Annotated in this window: 16 protein-coding genes; 7 read left to right on the forward strand and 9 right to left on the reverse strand. The window is 65.6% G+C overall.

Annotated elements, in window-relative coordinates; genetic code table 11:
* Positions 1-120 precede the first annotated feature (120 nt).
* The 4 genes from RAD10_RS38530 to cobS form a co-directional block, all read right to left on the reverse strand.
* On the reverse strand, positions 121-861 hold the full coding sequence (locus RAD10_RS38530) for a hypothetical protein (RefSeq protein ID WP_461621548.1): 741 nt from the start codon (positions 859-861) through the stop codon (positions 121-123).
* Positions 862-867: 6 nt separating this feature from the next.
* Positions 868-1,962, reverse strand: a complete 1,095-nt coding sequence (locus tag RAD10_RS38535) for an esterase-like activity of phytase family protein (RefSeq protein WP_461621549.1) — start codon at positions 1,960-1,962, stop codon at positions 868-870.
* Entirely contained in the window at positions 1,959-3,863 is a 1,905-nt protein-coding gene (gene cobT, locus RAD10_RS38540) for a cobaltochelatase subunit CobT (protein ID WP_461621550.1), read from the reverse strand. The genes RAD10_RS38535 and cobT overlap by 4 nt, the downstream gene beginning before the upstream one ends.
* A gap of 140 nt (positions 3,864-4,003) precedes the next feature.
* Positions 4,004-5,002, reverse strand: coding sequence for a cobaltochelatase subunit CobS (gene cobS, locus RAD10_RS38545; RefSeq protein ID WP_092261308.1), 999 nt, complete (start codon positions 5,000-5,002; stop codon positions 4,004-4,006).
* Between the two features lie 293 nt (positions 5,003-5,295).
* Here cobS and RAD10_RS38550 point away from each other — a divergent pair, with 293 nt between their 5' ends.
* The gene (locus tag RAD10_RS38550; RefSeq protein ID WP_461621551.1) at positions 5,296-5,952 is read left to right on the forward strand and encodes a DedA family protein; all 657 of its coding nucleotides are present in this window, start codon (positions 5,296-5,298) and stop codon (positions 5,950-5,952) included.
* A 174-nt stretch (positions 5,953-6,126) separates the two neighbouring features.
* Here the strand turns inward: RAD10_RS38550 and RAD10_RS38555 are convergent, their stop codons facing one another.
* Positions 6,127-7,347, reverse strand: a complete 1,221-nt coding sequence (locus RAD10_RS38555; protein WP_461621552.1) for a citrate synthase family protein — start codon at positions 7,345-7,347, stop codon at positions 6,127-6,129.
* 80 nt (positions 7,348-7,427) lie between these two features.
* On the opposite strand from RAD10_RS38555, the gene RAD10_RS38560 reads away from it, so the two are divergent.
* On the forward strand, positions 7,428-8,522 hold the full coding sequence (locus RAD10_RS38560) for a citrate synthase/methylcitrate synthase (RefSeq protein ID WP_461621553.1): 1,095 nt from the start codon (positions 7,428-7,430) through the stop codon (positions 8,520-8,522).
* Between the two features lie 251 nt (positions 8,523-8,773).
* On the opposite strand, the gene RAD10_RS38565 is transcribed toward RAD10_RS38560, so the two are convergent.
* Positions 8,774-9,406, reverse strand: a complete 633-nt coding sequence (locus RAD10_RS38565) for a J domain-containing protein (RefSeq protein ID WP_018320576.1) — start codon at positions 9,404-9,406, stop codon at positions 8,774-8,776.
* Positions 9,407-9,511: 105 nt separating this feature from the next.
* Between RAD10_RS38565 and RAD10_RS38570 the strand changes: the two genes are divergently transcribed.
* Positions 9,512-9,781 (forward strand): BolA family protein, encoded by a 270-nt coding sequence (locus tag RAD10_RS38570; RefSeq protein WP_461621562.1) that lies wholly within the window; start codon positions 9,512-9,514, stop codon positions 9,779-9,781.
* Positions 9,782-9,909: 128 nt separating this feature from the next.
* Here the strand turns inward: RAD10_RS38570 and RAD10_RS38575 are convergent, their stop codons facing one another.
* The 3 genes from RAD10_RS38575 to RAD10_RS38585 form a co-directional block, all read right to left on the reverse strand.
* Positions 9,910-11,262, reverse strand: a complete 1,353-nt coding sequence (locus tag RAD10_RS38575; protein ID WP_461621554.1) for a hemolysin family protein — start codon at positions 11,260-11,262, stop codon at positions 9,910-9,912.
* Between the two features lie 67 nt (positions 11,263-11,329).
* Positions 11,330-12,472, reverse strand: a complete 1,143-nt coding sequence (gene aroB / locus RAD10_RS38580) for a 3-dehydroquinate synthase (protein WP_461621555.1) — start codon at positions 12,470-12,472, stop codon at positions 11,330-11,332.
* A complete protein-coding gene (locus RAD10_RS38585; protein WP_461621556.1) occupies positions 12,469-13,092 on the reverse strand; it encodes a shikimate kinase in 624 nt (207 codons plus the stop codon). The genes aroB and RAD10_RS38585 overlap by 4 nt, the downstream gene beginning before the upstream one ends.
* A gap of 199 nt (positions 13,093-13,291) precedes the next feature.
* Here RAD10_RS38585 and RAD10_RS38590 point away from each other — a divergent pair, with 199 nt between their 5' ends.
* From RAD10_RS38590 to RAD10_RS38605, 4 genes are all read left to right on the forward strand, one after another.
* A complete protein-coding gene (locus RAD10_RS38590; RefSeq protein ID WP_014439243.1) occupies positions 13,292-13,438 on the forward strand; it encodes a hypothetical protein in 147 nt (48 codons plus the stop codon).
* Positions 13,439-13,455: 17 nt separating this feature from the next.
* Positions 13,456-14,415 carry a site-specific tyrosine recombinase XerD gene (xerD, locus tag RAD10_RS38595; RefSeq protein WP_461621557.1) on the forward strand — a complete coding sequence of 320 codons (960 nt, stop codon included), beginning with the start codon at positions 13,456-13,458 and terminating at the stop codon, positions 14,413-14,415.
* Between the two features lie 311 nt (positions 14,416-14,726).
* The gene (locus RAD10_RS38600) at positions 14,727-15,689 is read left to right on the forward strand and encodes an acetyl-CoA carboxylase carboxyltransferase subunit alpha (RefSeq protein WP_461621558.1); all 963 of its coding nucleotides are present in this window, start codon (positions 14,727-14,729) and stop codon (positions 15,687-15,689) included.
* A gap of 493 nt (positions 15,690-16,182) precedes the next feature.
* A complete protein-coding gene (locus tag RAD10_RS38605) occupies positions 16,183-17,700 on the forward strand; it encodes a L,D-transpeptidase family protein (RefSeq protein ID WP_461621559.1) in 1,518 nt (505 codons plus the stop codon).
* Positions 17,701-17,897: the final 197 nt, after the last annotated feature.

Consider the following 17,897-nt stretch of genomic DNA (forward strand, 5'->3'; position numbering starts at 1 on the left):
GATGAGAGGGGCAGTTGAGAGAGTGTAGTATGCGGACAGGCGATTGCTAGGCGCGCTGGGGAATGGCGGCTCGCCTCGGCGTGCATTCCCGCAATGATCCAGCGGAAGACGCCACAGCCCCTACTCCGTCTCCTCGAACTTCCCGGGCACCGGCTGGCCCATGCGGATGCGGCCGTCGGGGAGCAGTTCGCCGTCGGCCTCGGCCGAGAACTGGATCGTATTGCCGCCGCCGTCGCGCTTGCTCGCCTTGCCGAGCAGGCCGAGCTTGTCCGCGAGCGCGGTGTCGTCCGTGACGAACACGCGGTAGTCGGTGAGATGAAAGCGGCGCGGCCCCTGCCAGGTCAGCGCCGGCACGGAGGTGCGCATGTCGCCGTCGGTCTTGATGTCGATGCCGCGGCCGGTCACGTCGCGGAACAGGTCGGGGGTGTCGATCCGCCGCGCGCGGCCGCCGTCGATGGCGTACAGGTTCAGCGTCACGATGTGGCGCTCGCTGCGGAAGCTGACGGCGACGGTGCGCGAATCCTGCGACCAGGCGGCGTGGAAGGCATCCGGCGCGGTGTCCAGGATGTTGTCGTCGTTGACATTGTCGAGCGTCATCAGCCGGCGATGGCCCGGCTCCGCCATCAGATAGATGCGAAAACCCTCGCCGCCCGTTTCGCCGTCGCCATGGGCCGCGACCGACAGCTTGCCGTTCGGCGCCCGCCCGCCCTGAATGACGGCGTATTCGGTCTTGCCATAGCGGTGCTCGGCCGTGGCGAAAGCCAGCGAGGACGCGGCCAGCGTGAGGATGAGGGCGAGGACGGCGCGGCAGGGCATGAAGATATGTAGCGGCGACATGCGCGCGAGTTCAATCTCCGCCATCGTCCCCTACTCCGCCAGCGTGAATTGCAGCAGCAAGGTCCGCTGCAGCATCGAGAAATTGTCGTCGGAGATCAGCGTCAGCACGGTCTCGCCTTCGGGCGTGACGTGGGCGTCGATGCCTTCCATGTTGTCGATCTCGTGGCCGAGATCGGCGGCGAACAGCGCGGGGCCGTCGACCAGCGCGCCCGGAGCGATCGACTTCAGGGGGATCGAGCGGATGCGGATGTTGACGCCGGTGAACCAGGAGAATTTGCGTTCGAGGATCAGAAGCTCGCCGGAGGGCAGCAGCACGGCATCGCTGATGTCGTATTTCTCGGTGCGCCGCACGCTGAACTGGCCGGGCGAGGGGCCGCCGATCAGGAAGGCGACGAGGTTGCCGTCATGGTCCAGCCCGCGCTCGGAGAAGGCGATCAGGGTGCCCGCCAGCGGCATGGTCTGGTCTTTGCCCTTGTCCTTTTCTTTGGGCACGACGACCAGCGCCTCCAGCCCCTTGTTGGAGGGCAGCTTGCGGATCCCCGCCGGCACCGGCACCACCTCGCCGCGCGCGCGCGTGCCGCCCTTGGAAAAATCGTAGCGCAGGATCTGGTTGACGCGCTCAAGCCCGACATAGACGAAATTGCCGTCGCGCGCGATCGATTCCGAATCCCACCACAGCCGTTTTTCCGTGATCGGCCGCCCCTCGGCGCCGAGCAGCGGCGCGGCCTCGACGTCATCGAGGCCGGTCATCTTGCCACTGGCGTAGCGGATGCGACCGGTGAACCAGCCGCCCTGGTCGGAAACCGCGAGGAAGCCCTCGCCCTTGGCATCGAGCCGGATGCCGGACAATCCGCCGAAGCCGCGATAGCGCGAGGTCAGCACCAGGCCGCTGCGATAGTCCAGCGAGCCGAAGCGCGTGCGCGTGCGGTCGCGCGGCTCGAAATTGGGAATGGCGCGCGCGTTAACCTCGACGCTGACAGGCTCGACGACGGCGTTCTCGACCTGAAGCGCGCGCGGTGGCGGCTCGGCCGCGGCTTGCGCCAGCGCCAGGCGGGAGGCTGCAAGAGTGGAAAATCCCGCCGCTGCGTGCCTAAGGAAGCTGCGGCGGGATCGATGCGTGCTCACGAATGCAATTTGCGTCGCGGGCGACCGGCCGGCTGGGTTGGTGCGGTGTTGGTCTCACTGAAGAGTTCGGCGAGCTTCTCGGTGATGGCGCCGCCGAGCTCCTCGGCATCCACGATCGTCACCGCGCGGCGGTAATAGCGCGTCACGTCGTGGCCGATACCGATCGCGATCAGCTCGACCGGCGAGCGGGTCTCGATCTCCTCGATGATGTGGCGCAGATGCCGCTCGAGATAATTGCCGGGATTGACCGACAGCGTGGAATCGTCGACCGGCGCGCCGTCCGAGATCATCATCAGGATCTTGCGCTGCTCGGGCCGGCCGAGCAGGCGCTTGTGCGCCCAGTCGAGCGCCTCGCCGTCGATGTTCTCCTTCAGCAGCCCCTCGCGCATCATCAGGCCGAGATTCTTTCGCGCACGCCGCCACGGCGCATCCGCCGACTTGTAGATGATGTGGCGGAGATCGTTGAGGCGGCCGGGATCGGCCGGCTTGCCGGCGGCCAGCCACGCCTCGCGGGACTGGCCACCCTTCCAGGCGCGCGTGGTAAATCCCAAAATCTCGACCTTGACGCCGCAACGCTCCAGCGTGCGCGCCAGAATGTCGGCGCAGGTCGCCGCGACCGTAATGGGTCGTCCGCGCATCGAGCCGGAATTGTCGAGCAGCAGCGTCACCACGGTGTCGCGGAACGTCGCCTCCTTCTCGTGCATGAAGGACAGCGGATGATAGGGATCGGTGACGACGCGCGACAGGCGCGCGGGGTCCAGAATGCCCTCTTCGAGATCGAACTCCCAGGCGCGGTTCTGCTGCGCCATCAGGCGGCGCTGCAGGCGGTTGGCGAGGCGGGCGACGATGCCCTGCAGATGCGCGAGCTGCTTGTCGAGATAGGCGCGCAGGCGCTCCAGCTCGTCATGGTCGCAGAGGTCCTCGGCGGCGATGATCTCGTCGAATTTCGGCGCGAAGGCATGGTATTCCGGCCCGCGCGGCTCGTTCTTGCCGTGCGAATTCGGACGCGTCGCCTCGCCCGGCGTCTCGTCGTCGCCGAGCTCGCCGTCGTCGAACGTGTCGGAGGTCGAGGCCTGCGCGCTTTCCATCGCGCTCTCGCTCATCTCCTCGCTCGACGCCTGCGCCTGGTCGGCGCTCATCTCCTGCGCGGCGTCGGAATCGGGCGAGCCCTCGGCGCCGGACTGGTCGTTGTCGCCGTCCTGGTTCTCGTCGTTCTCGTCATTGTCTTCGCTGTCGGCGTTGCGCTCGTCGCCGATATCGAGCGCGGTCAGGAGATCGTGCACGGCGTCGCCGAACCGGGTCTGGTCCTCGACCAGGGTGTCGAGCCGGTCGAGCCGCTTGCCGATCTTGTCTTCGAGAATGGGACGCCAGAGATCGACCATCTTCTTCGCGGCGGTCGGCGGCGCCATGCCGGTCAGGCGCTCGCGCACCAGCATCGCCAGCGCGTCCGCCAGCGGCGCGTCGGCACGGTCGGTGATCTCGTCGAACTTGCCGCGGTGGAAATGGTCGTCGAGCATCGCGGTGAGGTTTTTCGCAACGCCCGCCATGCGGCGCGCGCCGATCGCCTCCACCCGCGCCTGCTCCACCGCCTCGAACACGCCGCGCGCCTGCGGATTGCCGGGCATCAGCTTGCGATGCAGTTTTGCATCGTGACAGGCGATCTTGAGCGCGATGGAATCGGCGTGGCCGCGCACGATCGCCGCATCGCGCTTGGTCATTTTTCGTGCGGGCTCTGGCAGCCGCGCCTTGCCCGGCGCCAGCCCCGGCCGCTCGGCCGCGAAGGAGACGTCGAGCTCCGGCGTCTTGGCGATCGCCTTGAGGCAGGACGCGACCGAGCGCTTGAACGGCTCGGTCGGCGCTTCCTTGGTGTTACGGAATTTGGAGTTGGAGGTGGTGCTCATCTCGATCTCACCGTCGTCCCCGCGAAAGCGGGACCCATAGCCACCGGCGGTAGTCAGTCAGGGAAACTATCAGCGCGCTTCAATCGAGACATCACGCGGCATGGGTCCCGGCGTTCGCCGGGACGACACACCGAGAGAGATCAGGACAGTGCCACGTTGACCGCCGATTCCGGCAGCTCCGCGTTGAAGCAGCGCTGGTAGAACTCGGCGACCAGCGGGCGCTCGAGCTCATCGCATTTGTTGAGGAAGGTGACGCGGAAGGCAAAGCCGATATCGCCGAAGATGTCGGCGTTCTCAGCCCAGGTGATCACCGTGCGCGGGCTCATCACCGTCGACAGATCGCCATTGGCGAAGGCGTTACGGGTGAGATCGGCAAGGCGCACCATCTTGTTGACGATGTCGCGGCCTTCCTGGGTGCGATAGTGCTTGGCCTTGGCCAGCACGATCTCCACTTCCTCGTCATGGCTGAGATAGTTCAGCGTGGTGACGATCGACCAGCGGTCCATCTGGCCCTGGTTGATCTGCTGGGTGCCGTGATAGAGGCCCGAGGTGTCGCCGAGGCCAACCGTATTCGCCGTGGCGAACAGCCGGAACGCCGGATGCGGCTTGATCACCTTGTTCTGGTCGAGCAGCGTCAGGCGTCCCGAGACTTCGAGCACGCGCTGGATCACGAACATCACGTCCGGGCGGCCGGCGTCGTATTCGTCGAACACCAGCGCGACGTTGTTCTGCAGTGCCCAGGGCAAAATGCCGTCACGGAATTCGGTGACCTGCTTGCCGTCGCGGACCACGATCGAGTCCTTGCCGACGAGGTCGATACGGCTGATGTGGCTGTCGAGGTTGACGCGGACGCAGGGCCAGTTCAGGCGGGCGGCGACCTGCTCGATATGGGTGGATTTGCCGGTGCCGTGATAGCCGGTCACCATCACGCGGCGGTTGCGGGCGAAGCCGGCGAGAATGGCGAGCGTGGTGGCGCGGTCGAAGCGATAGTCGGAATCGACTTCGGGCACGTGAGGATCGACTTCGGAATAGGCGGGGACTTCGAGATCGCTGTCGATCCCGAACACCTGCCGCACCGACACCTTCATGTCGGGCTGACCGGAAACTTCCTCAACTTTGGACAGAGCGGCGGTCGTCATCAATCCTCCGAGGTCCCGGGCGGTCCCGAAACCGGTTATTCGCACGTTGGCTGCGGCTGGGTGCTGAAAATCAACCTATCAGAGACAACGTGCCGGCAGAAGCCCGCCCGCCAATCAAAGTTCCATTGTCTTTTCATTTAGATAGGCAAGGAACGCAGTTTTTGGAGGGCTGCCTTGCGAATCACGCCCAAATTCGGGCGCGTCACGCCCGTTCCGTGCGAGTGGCACTTTGGCCGTATGCCGTTACTTATGTAGGGTCCAAAGCTCCGAGCTCCAGCCCCTCAAGAGACAACGTGACGTCCTTCCTCGATCCCCTCATCTCGTTCGTCTCGGCCCATCCGTGGCTGGCCTATCTGACCCTGTTCCTGGCAGCCTTGCTCGAAGCGGTCCCGGTGGTGGGGTCGGTGATCCCCGGCTCGACCATCATCCTGGCGCTGAGCGCCCTGGTTCCGGGCGGTGAGCTGAAACTGCAATGGGTGCTGCTCGCGGCGGCGGTCGGCGCTGTGCTCGGTGACGGCTCGGCCTATTGGATCGGACACCGACAGCAGCGCGAGATCCTCAACACCTGGCCGCTGACCAATTATCCGCGCGTGGTCGCCGAGAGCGAGAGCTTCTTCCACCGCTTCGGCACCTGGGCGGTGTTCTTCGCCCGCTTCGTGCCGCCAATCCGCGCCTTCGTGCCGGTCACGGCGGGCGCGCTCGGCATGGCGCCGGCAAAATTCTACGCCGTGAACATCCCGGCGATCCTGGTCTGGGCGCCCGCCCATGTGCTGCCGGGCGTGCTGGCGGTATCGGCCCTGCACGAATATGCCGGGCTGCATCACCACGGGCATGTCGGCAAGCATATCTGGGTGTTGACGGTGGTTGGGGTTGCGATCGTTGGCGGCGTTGGCGTGTGGTACTATCGCCGCCGACAGAACGGCGTCGCGACGGCCAAGCCGCGGGCGTAGGCCGCACCACACCACAGGTGTCGTCCCTGCGAACGCAGGGACCCATACCGCGTGATCTATCGATTGGGACCGGCGAGAGTACCGAATGAACAGTCGTCGCCAAACTGCTCCCTGGGGTTATGGGTCCCTGCGTTCGCAGGGACGACATGGGAGAACGAGGCTCAGGCAGCGGTTCTAACCAGCAACCCCCACCCTTCTCCCCGGCGCAGGTCCCACATACCGCGCCCTCGGCCTGATCAACTTGCCGAACTGCAATTGCTCGCTGGCGTGCGCGATCCAGCCGACGCTGCGGGCCATGGCGAACAAAGCGAGCTCGCTGCCGGCGGGCAGGCGCAGCGCGTGCACCAGCACCGCGAGGGCATAGTCGATATTGACGAATTCGCCGGTCGCCTCCGCGATCCGCTCCGGCACCTCGCGCGTGAACTTTCGCGGCGCGCCCGAGCGGGAGAGCGCATTCAGCAACGATTGCGCGCGGGGATCGCCGCGCTTGTAGACGCCATGGCCAAAGCCGGCAAAACGTTCGCCGAGCGCGACGCGCTCGCGCACCATCGGGGCGACGTCGCGATCGATCAGGGTCTTGACGAGCTGCGAAGCCAGCACGCTCGCGCCGCCATGTTTGGGCCCCTTCAATGAGGCGAGACCGGCGATGACGGCATCGTAGAGATTGAGGCCGGTCGAGGCCGCACAGCGCGCTGTGAAGGTCGAGGCGTTCAGCTCGTGATCGGCGAGCAGAACGAGGGCGCGGCGGATCAGGTCGGGCGCGTGCTTGTTGTCGGCCGCCCAGGCGTTCGCGATCTGCTGATGCAGCGGCTCGGCCGAGGGTTCGGCATTGAGCATGGTCGCGACCAGCAGCCGGACAATTCGTCCGCCGACCATGGCGCGGCCGTCGGGCGCGCGGGTGAACGCACGGGGATCGACGCTCGCGGCCAGCGCGAGCACGGCGATGGCGCGGTCGATCGGCGCGGCGCGGCGTGCGGCTTGCCCGATCGTGCGCATCTCTTCGGAGAGCGCGGGCTGATTATCCGAAGCGAACGGGTCGACGTCGGAGACGTCCCAGAGCAGCGTCGCGGTGTGCTCCAGCGTGTCGTTTTCGGCGAGATCGACGCAATTAACGCCGCGATAGATCGCGCCCTCCTCGGTGATGGTCGAGATCTCGGTGTCCATGACCGGCAGGTCAGCGTCGAAGCTGCGCAGGCCGCGCGGCTCCGGCGACGGCACCCGGCGCTCCTTCAGCGCGCGGACGTCCTCGGCACGGTAGCGGTTTTTTCGCGAGTCCTGCGTCGGCTCGGAGCGGATCAGGCCGCGGCTGACATAGGCGTAGAGCGTGGCCGGCGAGATCGCGAGTTCGGCGGCGGCTTCCCGGGCGGAGAGGTAAAGCCCCTCGGAATTTTTCATATTGATTTATGTAATCAAGATTGATCAATCTGTCGAGAGGCCCGAATTTCCTTGGTGCAACGCAAAGGGAGATTTGGGCCATGAACATCCACCTCACCAAAAGCCAGATCGGGCTGGACGGCGTTCCCGCGGCCGAGACCGTGCTGAGCCATGTCGACGGCGAGCGCGGCGAACTGATCATCGCCGGCGAGCATGTCGGCCGCCTCGCCGCTCTCTCGAGCTTTGAGGGCGTCACCGCCCGGCTCTGGAACGGCGCCAGCAAGACCACCCTCACCGAGGCCAATGTGCGGGCGAGCCTCGGCCTTGCGCGCGAGCGCGCCTTCGCGCGGCTGCCGGACCTGCTGCCGGCAACGCGCGGCATTGGCGTTGTCGACGGGTTTCGCGCGGCGGTCGCGGGGCTGCGCGCGGAGAACGGGCTGGAGCACGAGGCGACGATCGTCGGCGCGTTTCCGGTCATCGCAGGCGCGCTGGTCCGGCGCGCCAAGGGGCTCGAGCCGGTCGCGCCGGATCCCAATGTCAGCCATGCTGCCGATACGCTTCGGATGTTGCACGGGCGCGCGCCTGAAACACGCGAAGTCACCGCGCTCGATGCCTATCTCGTCACCGCCAGCGACCACGGCATGAACGCCTCGACCTTCACCGCGCGCGTGGTGGCTTCGACGCAAGCCGATCTGTTTGCCGCGGTGACCGCGGGCTATTGCGCGCTCACGGGCCCGCTGCATGGCGGCGCGCCTGAGCCGGTGCTGGAAATGCTGGACGCGATCGGCTCGCGCGAACGCATCCAGCCCTGGGTGGATGCGGCGCTGGCCCGCGGCGAACGGATGATGGGCTTTGGCCACCGCGTCTACCGCGTGCGCGATCCGCGCGCCGATGTGCTCAAGACCGCAGTCGAGGCGCTGGCGTCCAACGGCACCGATTTGCCCTTCGCCGGCGAGGTCGAGGCCTACATCCGCGCCGCCTTGCGCAAGAAGAATCCGGAGCGGCCGCTGGAAACCAATGTCGAGTTCTTCACCGCCATCCTGCTCGATGCGCTGGCGATCCCGAGGCAGGCGTTCACGCCGATCTTCGCAGTGGCGCGCGCCGCAGGCTGGACCGCGCATGCGCGCGAGCAGCAGCGGACGGGACGGTTGATCAGGCCGAGCTCGTCGTATGTGGGGGCGATGCCGGAGGGGTAGGTGCGCAGCGGGGATGAGTGAGGCGATGGCGGAGCCAATCCTCCGCTGTCGTCCCTGCGAAAGCAGGGACCCATACCGCGTGATTTATCGATAAGAGGCAGGTACTGGTACCGCGGGAAGACTATTTCACTACGACTCTTCGCCAAACGTCTCCCTGGGGTTATGGATCCCGGATCTGCGCTGCGCTTGTCCGGGACGACACCGGGGTTTGGCGCCGAGGTGCCTCGCACCTATACAGCGCGGGCGAAACCTTACGCCTCGCGCACCACCGTCTTCAGATAATTATACGCCTTGATGATCTCGATCAGGCGATCTTCCGTCGAGCGATCGCCGCCGTTGGCGTCAGGGTGGTGCTGCTTGACCAGGGCCTTGTACTTGGTCTTGACGTCGGCGAGCGTGGAATCGGGGCCGAGGCCCATGACCTGGAGCGCCTTGCGCTCGGCGTTCATGACCTTGCGCGTCTCGGCCTTGGGCTGAGCGTCCGGGCCCTTCCGCCAGCCGGCGCGGCCGTTGATCTCACTGAACATGCTGAACGGATCGGCCGCCATGTCGATCTCGGCTTCCGCACCCTTCTTGCCGCCATTGGCGCCCATCTTCCAGGTCGGGCGGTGGCCGGTCAGCGCGTCCTTCTGGTAGCGCGCGACGGCATCGGCATTCATGCCTGAGAAGAAATTGTAGTTCTGGTTGTACTCGCGCACATGGTTCAGGCAGAAGTGCCAGTACTCGCGCTGGTTCTCACGGCCTTTCGGCGCGCGATGCGCGCCCTTGTTCTGGCATCCGGCCCATTCGCAGCCGACCGCGGTGTCGCGCGGCTTCACTTCCGGCTGCTTGCCCCGCGGCTTCACGCGGATGGAGTCGAAGAACTTTGATGAATCGATCGGCATGGCTGACTTTGACTACGCAATGCAAAAACCTTCAAGTCTTGACATTGCAATTAGCTGCTAACCCCGGCAATTGACGGGGCTTGATGACGCGCGTTAATGGCACTCATGGTTATGAAAGACACTATCAGCAACAAGTTGCAGGAAGCTTTCACGCCCGAAAGCCTCGAGGTCGTCGACGAGTCACATCTGCATGAAGGCCACGCCGGCCATCGGCCCGGCGGTGAGACGCACTTCCGTGTGTATATCGTGTCTCAAGCCTTCAAAGGGAAGAGCCGGGTCGAGCGCCATCGCATGATAAATTCGGCGCTGGCCGCGGAACTCTCCGGCAGCGTGCACGCGCTGGCGATCCAGGCGAAGGCGCCGGGGGAAAATTAGTCGCTGTCGTGCCCCGCGAAGGCGGGGCATCCAGTACGCCGCGGCGGATGTGGTGAGCGAGCTCTCCAACGCTGGCCTCTGGGATACTGGATCGCCCGCCTGCGCGGGCGATGACACCGACCGTGAGGCTAGAACGACGTCCCCGCCCGTCTCGGCTTGGCTTCTTCCAGCTCGGACTCGCGCGCTACCGGTGAAATACGGAGCGCGGTGATACGGTTGCGTTCGCGGCGGAGGACGCGAAAGCGGAAGCCGTGGAAGGTGAAGCTCTGGCCGCGGTCGGGAATCGAGCGCGCCTCGTGAATGACGAGGCCCGCCACCGTCGTTGCCTCTTCGTCGGGCAGATGCCAGTCCAGCGCACGGTTGAGATCGCGGATCGGCACCGAGCCGTCGACCACGACGGAGCCGTCGGGCTGGCGCCTTACGCCGGCGACCACCACGTCGTGCTCGTCGGAGATGTCGCCGACGATCTCCTCCAAAATGTCTTCCAGCGTCACGAGGCCTTCAACCTCGCCATACTCGTCGACGACGAGCGCGAAATGGGTCTTGCGGCGACGGAATGCCTTGAGCTGCTGGGATATTGGCCGCATTTCCGGCACGAACCAGGGCGGCAGCATGATGGTGGTGACGTCGATGCGCGAGGTATCACCTTCCGAGACGCGGATGGCCCGCAACAGATCCTTGGCGTGCAGGATGCCGATGATGTTCTCCGACTTGTCGCGCCACAGCGGAATGCGGGTGTATTCGGTGGCCAGCACCTCCCGCACCAGCTCTTCCGGCGGCAGGTCAGCATTGATCATCACCATGGCGGTGCGGTGAACCATCACGTCGGACACGGTGAGCTCGCCGAGGCGGAAGACGTTGTGAATGTATTCGGCCTCGCCGCTCTCGATCTTGCCGTGCACCGCGGATTCCTCGACCAGGCCCTCGATCTCCGAATCCGTCAGGATCTCGTGCTGCGAAAACTCCTGGACGCCGATCAGACGCAGGATCGCGCCCGACGCCGTGTTGAGACACCAGCTCAGCGGATAGAACACAAGGTAGGAGGCATGAAGCGGATAGGCGATCCACTGCGACACCGGCATCGGCTCTCTGATTGCAAGCGTCTTCGGCACCTGCTCGCCGATGATGATGTGCAGGGAGGAGAAAACCAGGAATCCCGCCACAAACGAGGTGAAGTGCAGCGTGGCCTCCGATAGTCCGAGCGGCTGGAGGATCGGGCTCAGCAGCGCAGACACGGTCGGCTCGCCGATCCAGCCAAGACCGAGCGAGGCCATGGTGATGCCGAGCTGGCAGCAGGCCAGATAGGATTCGATGTTTCCCATCATGGTCTGCAACAGGCGCGCGCCGAAGCGGTTCTGCTCGACCATGGCCTTGACGCGGAAGCCGCGGCTCTTCACGAGCGCAAATTCGGCTGCCACGTAAAATGCGTTGGCGGCGAGCAGGAGGACCGCAAGCAGCAGATTGATCGAGATCGAACTCATGTTTGCCTCGCGACCGCCTTGATCATCCGCGCCTCATTGCGGGCGGCCGATCCAGACGATCCCGCCATCACTGCGATAATTTCGACTTCAGGAAATCGCGCACCGGGGCCGGCTCGACATCCTTCGCGATCACCGCACGCCCGACGGCCTCCAGCAGGATGAAGGTGAGCTTGCCGCGCGTGACCTTCTTGTCCTGCGCCATCAGCGCCATCAGCGCATCGGCATCGGCAAGCCCCTCCTGCGCAAAGCCCGCAATGTCCTGCAGGCGCGTCGGCAGGCCGGCTTCGATCAGATGCCGCTCGACGCGCGCCGCCTCGGCTTCGCCGATCATGCCGAGCTTCGCCGAGAACTGCGCCGCCAGCGTCATGCCGATGGCAACGCCCTCGCCGTGGAACAGGCGGTCGGAGAACCCGGTCGCAGCTTCCAGCGCGTGGCCAAAGGTGTGGCCGAGATTGAGCAGCGCGCGCTCGCCGGTCTCGCGCTCGTCGCGCGAGACGACGCCCGCCTTGGCGCGGCAGGAGGTCGCGATCGCGTGCTCGCGGGCGGAGCCGCCCTTGAAGATGTCGGAATGGTTCTTCTCCAGCCAGGTGAAGAAGGCCTCGTCGCCGAGCACGCCGTATTTGGCGACCTCGGCATAACCGGCGCGGAACTGCCGCGGCGACAGCGTGTCGAGCACGGCGGTGTCGGCGACGACGAGCACCGGCTGGTGGAACGCGCCGAGCAAATTCTTGCCCTGCGGCGAGTTGATGCCGGTCTTGCCGCCGACGGATGAATCGACCTGCGCCAGCAGCGAGGTCGGCACCTGCACGAAATCGACACCGCGGCGCAGGATCGCGGCGGCAAAGCCGGCGAGATCGCCGACCACGCCGCCGCCGAGCGCGATGACGAGGTCGTTGCGCTCGATCTTGGCGGCGATCAGGGCTTCGCTGACTTTTTCGAGGCCGGCATAGGTCTTGGAGATCTCGCCTTCCTCGACGACGACGCGCGAGGTCGGGATGCCGCTGGCGGCAAGCGAGGCCTCGGCGGGCTCGAGCCAGTGCTTGGCCACCGTGCGATCCGTCACGATCGCGGTGCGCACGCCGGGACGCAAGGCGGCGACCCGTTCGCCGAGCGAGGACAGCACCCCGCGGCCGATGACGATGTCATAGGCGCGATTCCCCAGCGCGACGTCGACGTTGACGGGGTCGGAATGTTTCAACGGCGCAGTCATCGTATGGCACTCGCAACGTCGGCAGGTGGTTGGGTGGCTTGCTCACCAGAGAGATGCGCGCGCAGCGCCTCGATGGTCTCCTCGACGATCTTGTCGTGCGGCACGTCGCGGGAGGCGATGGTGAGATCGGCATGGCCGTAGACCGGCTCGCGCTCGGTGAGCAGGCGCGTCACGGTTCCCTCGGGGTCGGCGGTCTGGAGCAACGGGCGGTCGGCACGGCGCCGCACCCGGCGCATGATGACGTCGTGGTCCGCCTTGAGCCAGATCGAAACCGCCTTCGCGGCGATGCGCGCGCGGGTCTCCTCGCGCATGAAGGCGCCGCCGCCGGTCGCCAGCACCACCGGCCCGCTGTCGAGCAGCCGCGCGATCACCCGCGCCTCGCCGTCACGGAAATACGGCTCGCCGTGGCGCTCGAAGATCTCCGGGATGGTCATCTGGGCCGAGGTCTCGATCTCGGTGTCGGCATCGACGAAGGGCAACTTGAGCCTGCTAGCCATGCGGCGGCCGATGGTGGATTTGCCCACTCCCATCATACCGACGAGCACGATCGAGCGCGCCCCGAGCGCCGACAGGATGTCGGCTTCGGGCGAAGCTGGTATCGGCAACGCGGCGTCGGGCATGGATATCGCTCTGGATCTCGCTCTGGATTCTCGCTCGATCTGCCGCCAAAGGCGGCATGCTTTGGCCACCTATACGACCCCACAGGGGGCCTCGCCAGTGGACTCTTGCCACGAAACGGCGAACATGTTGGATGATGTCATTGGTTAATTTGCCCGCCAAGTCCCTGAACACCAAGTCCCCTGCAGAGACCCCAGAACGATGCCCAGCCTGTTCCGCTTCCTGACGGTCGTCGCCGTGATCGCCGGCATCGTCTATGGCGTGGTCTTCGCACTGGCCAATTTCGTCAGTCCCAAGTCGCGGGAAATGACGGTGACGATCCCGCCGGACAAGTTTCTCAAGAAATAGGAGCTAGCCTCCTGGGCATGCGCAACCCGCCCTCAGATGCCAAGCTCACCGGCCTGTTCCTCGACATGCTCGCGGCGGAACAGGGCGCCGGGCCCAATACGCTCGACGCCTATCGCCGCGACCTCACCGATTTCTCGGAATTTTTGGGCCGCGTCGGGCACAGCTTTGCCGACGCCGAGACGCAAAATTTGCGCGACTATCTCGCCGATCTCGATGCCCGCGGCTTCAAATCCACCAGCGTCGCGCGGCGGCTGTCGGCGATGCGGCATCTATATCGCTTCCTGCTCAACGAACGCATCCGAGCTGAGGATCCCGCCGCGATCCTGTCCGGCCCCAAACGCGGCCGCGGTCTGCCGAAGGTGCTGTCGATCTCCGATGTCGACCGCATGCTCCGCCGCGCCAAGGAATTGGGCGAGGCGGAGGATGCCTCGCCCGCGAAGCGGCTGCGCGCCTTGCGGCTGTATTGCCTGCTCGAGGTGCTCTACGCCACGGGCCTGCGCGTTTCCGAGCTGGTGGCGCTGCCGCGCTCGGCGGCCAAGCGCGACGCCCGCATGATCGTGGTGCGCGGCAAGGGCAACAAGGAGCGCCTGGTGCCGCTCAACGAGGCCTCCCGGCAGGCGATGGCGGATTATCTCGCCGCGACGGAAGCCGCGAAGACGGAGAAGAAGAAAGACAGCCTCGCCGCCTCCAAGTGGCTGTTCCCCTCGTTCGGCGAGAACGGGCATCTGACGCGCCAGCATTTCGCCCGCGACCTCAAGGAGCTCGCGGTCGCCTCGGGGCTTCAGGCGCGACTGGTCTCCCCGCACGTGCTGCGACATGCCTTTGCCAGCCACCTCCTGCACAATGGTGCCGATCTGCGCATCGTGCAGACCCTGCTCGGCCACACCGACATCTCGACGACGCAGATCTACACCCATGTGGTGGAGGAGCGGCTGAAGAGCCTGGTGCGCGACCTGCACCCGCTGGCGGAGAAGTGACTGTCGTCCCTACGAAAGCAGGGACCCATACCGCGTGATCTATCTGCGAGGGGTACCTCGGGAACGCCGCTTCACTGCCAGTCTCCGCCAAACTTCTCCCTGTGGTTATGGGTCCCCGCGTTCGCGGGGACGACAGCAGGGACCGAAACCGCCTTGACTTCGGCCACATCTCCGCAGAAAGAGCCGGGGCCTTCGCATGATTTGACGGGCCCGCTCGCAGCACACAGGTCAACTCATTGAAGAGGCTACACTTCTTATCCTTGGTCTAAATCTGCTTCGCCGCCTCGCCCCGTCCTCCCTATATTGAGTTGATGCAAGACCAGATGCGCAGCTATCTCGACTTCGAAAAGCCCGTCGCCGAGCTCGACTCCAAGGTCGACGAGCTCCGGACGCTGGCGGCCTCTGGTACCGACATCTCCGATGAGATCGGCAGGATCGAGGACAAGGCAGCGCAGGCGCTGGCCGACCTCTATCAGAACCTGACGCCGTGGCAGAAGACGCTGGTCGCGCGCCATCCGCAGCGGCCGCATTTCAACGACTTCATCAAGGGCCTGATCACCGAGTTCACCCCGCTCGCCGGCGACCGCAAGTTCGGCGAGGACGAGGCTTTGGTCGCCGGCTTCGGCCGCTTCCGCGGCGAAGCGATTTGCGTGATGGGCCAGGAAAAGGGCGATTCCACCGAGAGCCGCATCAAGCACAATTTCGGCATGGCGCGGCCGGAAGGCTATCGCAAATGCGTGCGGCTGATGGAGATGGCCGAGCGGTTCGGCCTTCCGGTGCTGTCGCTCGCCGATTCCGCCGGCGCCTATCCCGGCATCGGCGCCGAGGAGCGCGGCCAGGCCGAAGCGATTGCGCGCTCGACCGATGCCTGCATGGCGCTGACCGTGCCGAACGTCGCCATCATCACCGGCGAGGGCATGTCGGGCGGCGCCATTGCGATTACCACCGCCAACAAGGTCCTGATGCTGGAGCACGCGATCTACAGCGTGATCTCGCCGGAAGCGGCGTCCTCGATCCTCTGGCGCGACGGCACCAAGGCCCAGGAAGCCGCCAATAACATGAAGATCACCGCCCAGGACATGCTCCGCTTCGGGGTGATCGACAGCATTTTGAAGGAGCCGGTCGGCGGCGCCCACCGCGACCCCGCTGCCATGATCGCCACCACCGGCGACGCCATCGCCAAGGCCTTCGACGAGCTCCGGGGCCTCGACGGCGACACCATCCGCAAGCAGCGCCGGCAGAAATTCCTCGATATCGGCCGGAAACTGGGCTGATTCGGGCCGATTCCGGTGCCGTAGGATGGGCAAAGGGCGCAAAGCGCCGTGCCCACGACCCGGTCGCGTGGCCGCAAATCGTGGGCACGCTTCGCTTTGCCCATCCTACGGGACCGTTCGGGCGGCCCCCGGTAACCCCGCGTTAACCCTTTTTTTGCCCAAATCGGCGATCTGAGTCCCAGTCGGGCCGAATGGCCCAAGTAAGGCCCAAAGTCGCGTCCATTCAGTCTTCGTTGACCATGCCGATGGGCCAACGGGCTCGTGATCCCCACTCGGGTTGCGACCACATGACCCAGAGGTTAGAATTTTAATCAATGGCTTCAGGGCATCAGCGCTGGGGCGTGAGCTGAAAAAGCCCGTCACGACGGGTCCGGTTCTCCGGTCGGATCATGCTCCATCAGAATTGGGGTTCGCGCTTTCTGCCCGGCACGGTGTGGGGTCCATCTTGATTTCTCGTTCGCTTGCTCGCGCGCTCTTGGCTTCGGTTGCGCTGATGACGGCCAGCGTTCTGCTGGCCGGCTGCGATACCGACCAGGTCTCGCTCGCGACCAACGCCAAGGCCAACCAGCCGGTGCCGCCGAAGCTTCTCGCCGCGATGGTCGAGAAGGACATGGACCTGCAATCGCCGATCCTGGTCCGCCTGTTCAAGCAGGAGGCCGAGCTCGAGGTCTGGAAGCAGGCCCGCAACGGCCAGTTCGCGCTGCTCAAGACCTATCCGATCTGCCGCTGGTCCGGCGACCTCGGGCCGAAGGTGCGCGAAGGCGACCGCCAGGCGCCGGAGGGATTCTACTCGATCAACCCGGGCCAGATGAATCCGCAATCGGCCTATTACCTCTCGTTCAACACCGGCTACCCCAACGCGTTCGACAAGGCGCTCGGCCGCACCGGCTCGCAGCTGATGGTGCATGGCGACTGTTCTTCGCGCGGCTGTTACGCGATGACCGACGAGCAGATCGCAGAGATCTATTCGCTCGGCCGCGAATCCTTCTTCGGCGGCCAGAAGGCGTTCCAGCTGCAGGCCTATCCGTTCAAGATGACGCCGGTGAACATGGCCAAGCACCGGAACAATCCGAACATGCCGTTCTGGAAGATGATCAAGGAAGGCTATGATCATTTCGAGGTGACGCGGCAGGAGCCGAAGGTCGATTTCTGCGAGAAGAAGTACGTCTTCGACGCGGCGAAGCCCGCAGACGCAAAGCGCGATCCGGTGTTCGACGCCTCGGCAAAGTGCCCGGCCTATGTGATTCCCGAGGACGTCGTCGCCGCCGTGCGGGGCAAGCAAGCCAGGGACGAGGCGGAATACGCCAAGCTGGTCGCCAAGGGCACGCCGGTGGCGCGCATGAACACCGGCATCGACGGCGGCATGAACAAGATCTTTGCCGCAAAAATTCCGGAAGGCTCGACCGGCCTGTCCGAAGGCGCCGAAGGCACCACGCTGCAGATGCTGGCCATGGCGAAGGCGCCGGGCACGATCCCCGGCCACGTCAATCCGCCCAAGCCCAACCTCGACAGCGTGGCGTCCGCGCCTGCGCCGCAGGAAGAGCCGGTGGTCGCCGTCAGCGCACCCGCGACCAGCGCCCGCGTCGCCACGGCCGCGCCGACGACTGAGAAATCCGGCGGCTTCTTCTCCAACCTCGGCCGCAAGATGGGCATGGGCTCATCCGACACCACCGCGACCACCCCGCCGCCGCAAGCCACGGCGTCCGTGGCCCCGGCCACCACGACCACGACGCCGCCGACCGCCGCGTCGCGGCTCAAGGCCGCAGTGACCCGCTTCGTGCCGGGGCATGACAAGTCCAAGGAAGCGGCGAAGGATGCGCCGAAGCCGGCAGCGACCGTGGCCGCCAAGCCCGCCGAACCGGCAAAGCAGCCCGACACCCGCCTCGCCGCAACGCGCCCGGCGCTGAAGCCGTCGGTGAGCGATGGTGCGGGTGAAGCGACGCAGATCATGGGCGCCGCGCCGGTGGTGTCGTCGAACTCGTTCGACAGCCGCTTTGGGGCGGTGAAGTAGGGCGACTTTCGCTCCCTCTCACATTCAGCTGTCATCGCCCGCGAAGGCGGGCGATCCAGTATTCCAGAGGCGTTGGTGATTGAACCGAGAAGCCGCGGCGTACTGGATGCCCCGGCTTGATGTTTAGTCCGGAGACATGGCTGACACCTGTTCGGACACATCACTGACAGGTTGGCCATTGGTCAAGTCGATGGATG

Source organism: Bradyrhizobium sp. 23AC (genome assembly GCF_054863025.1).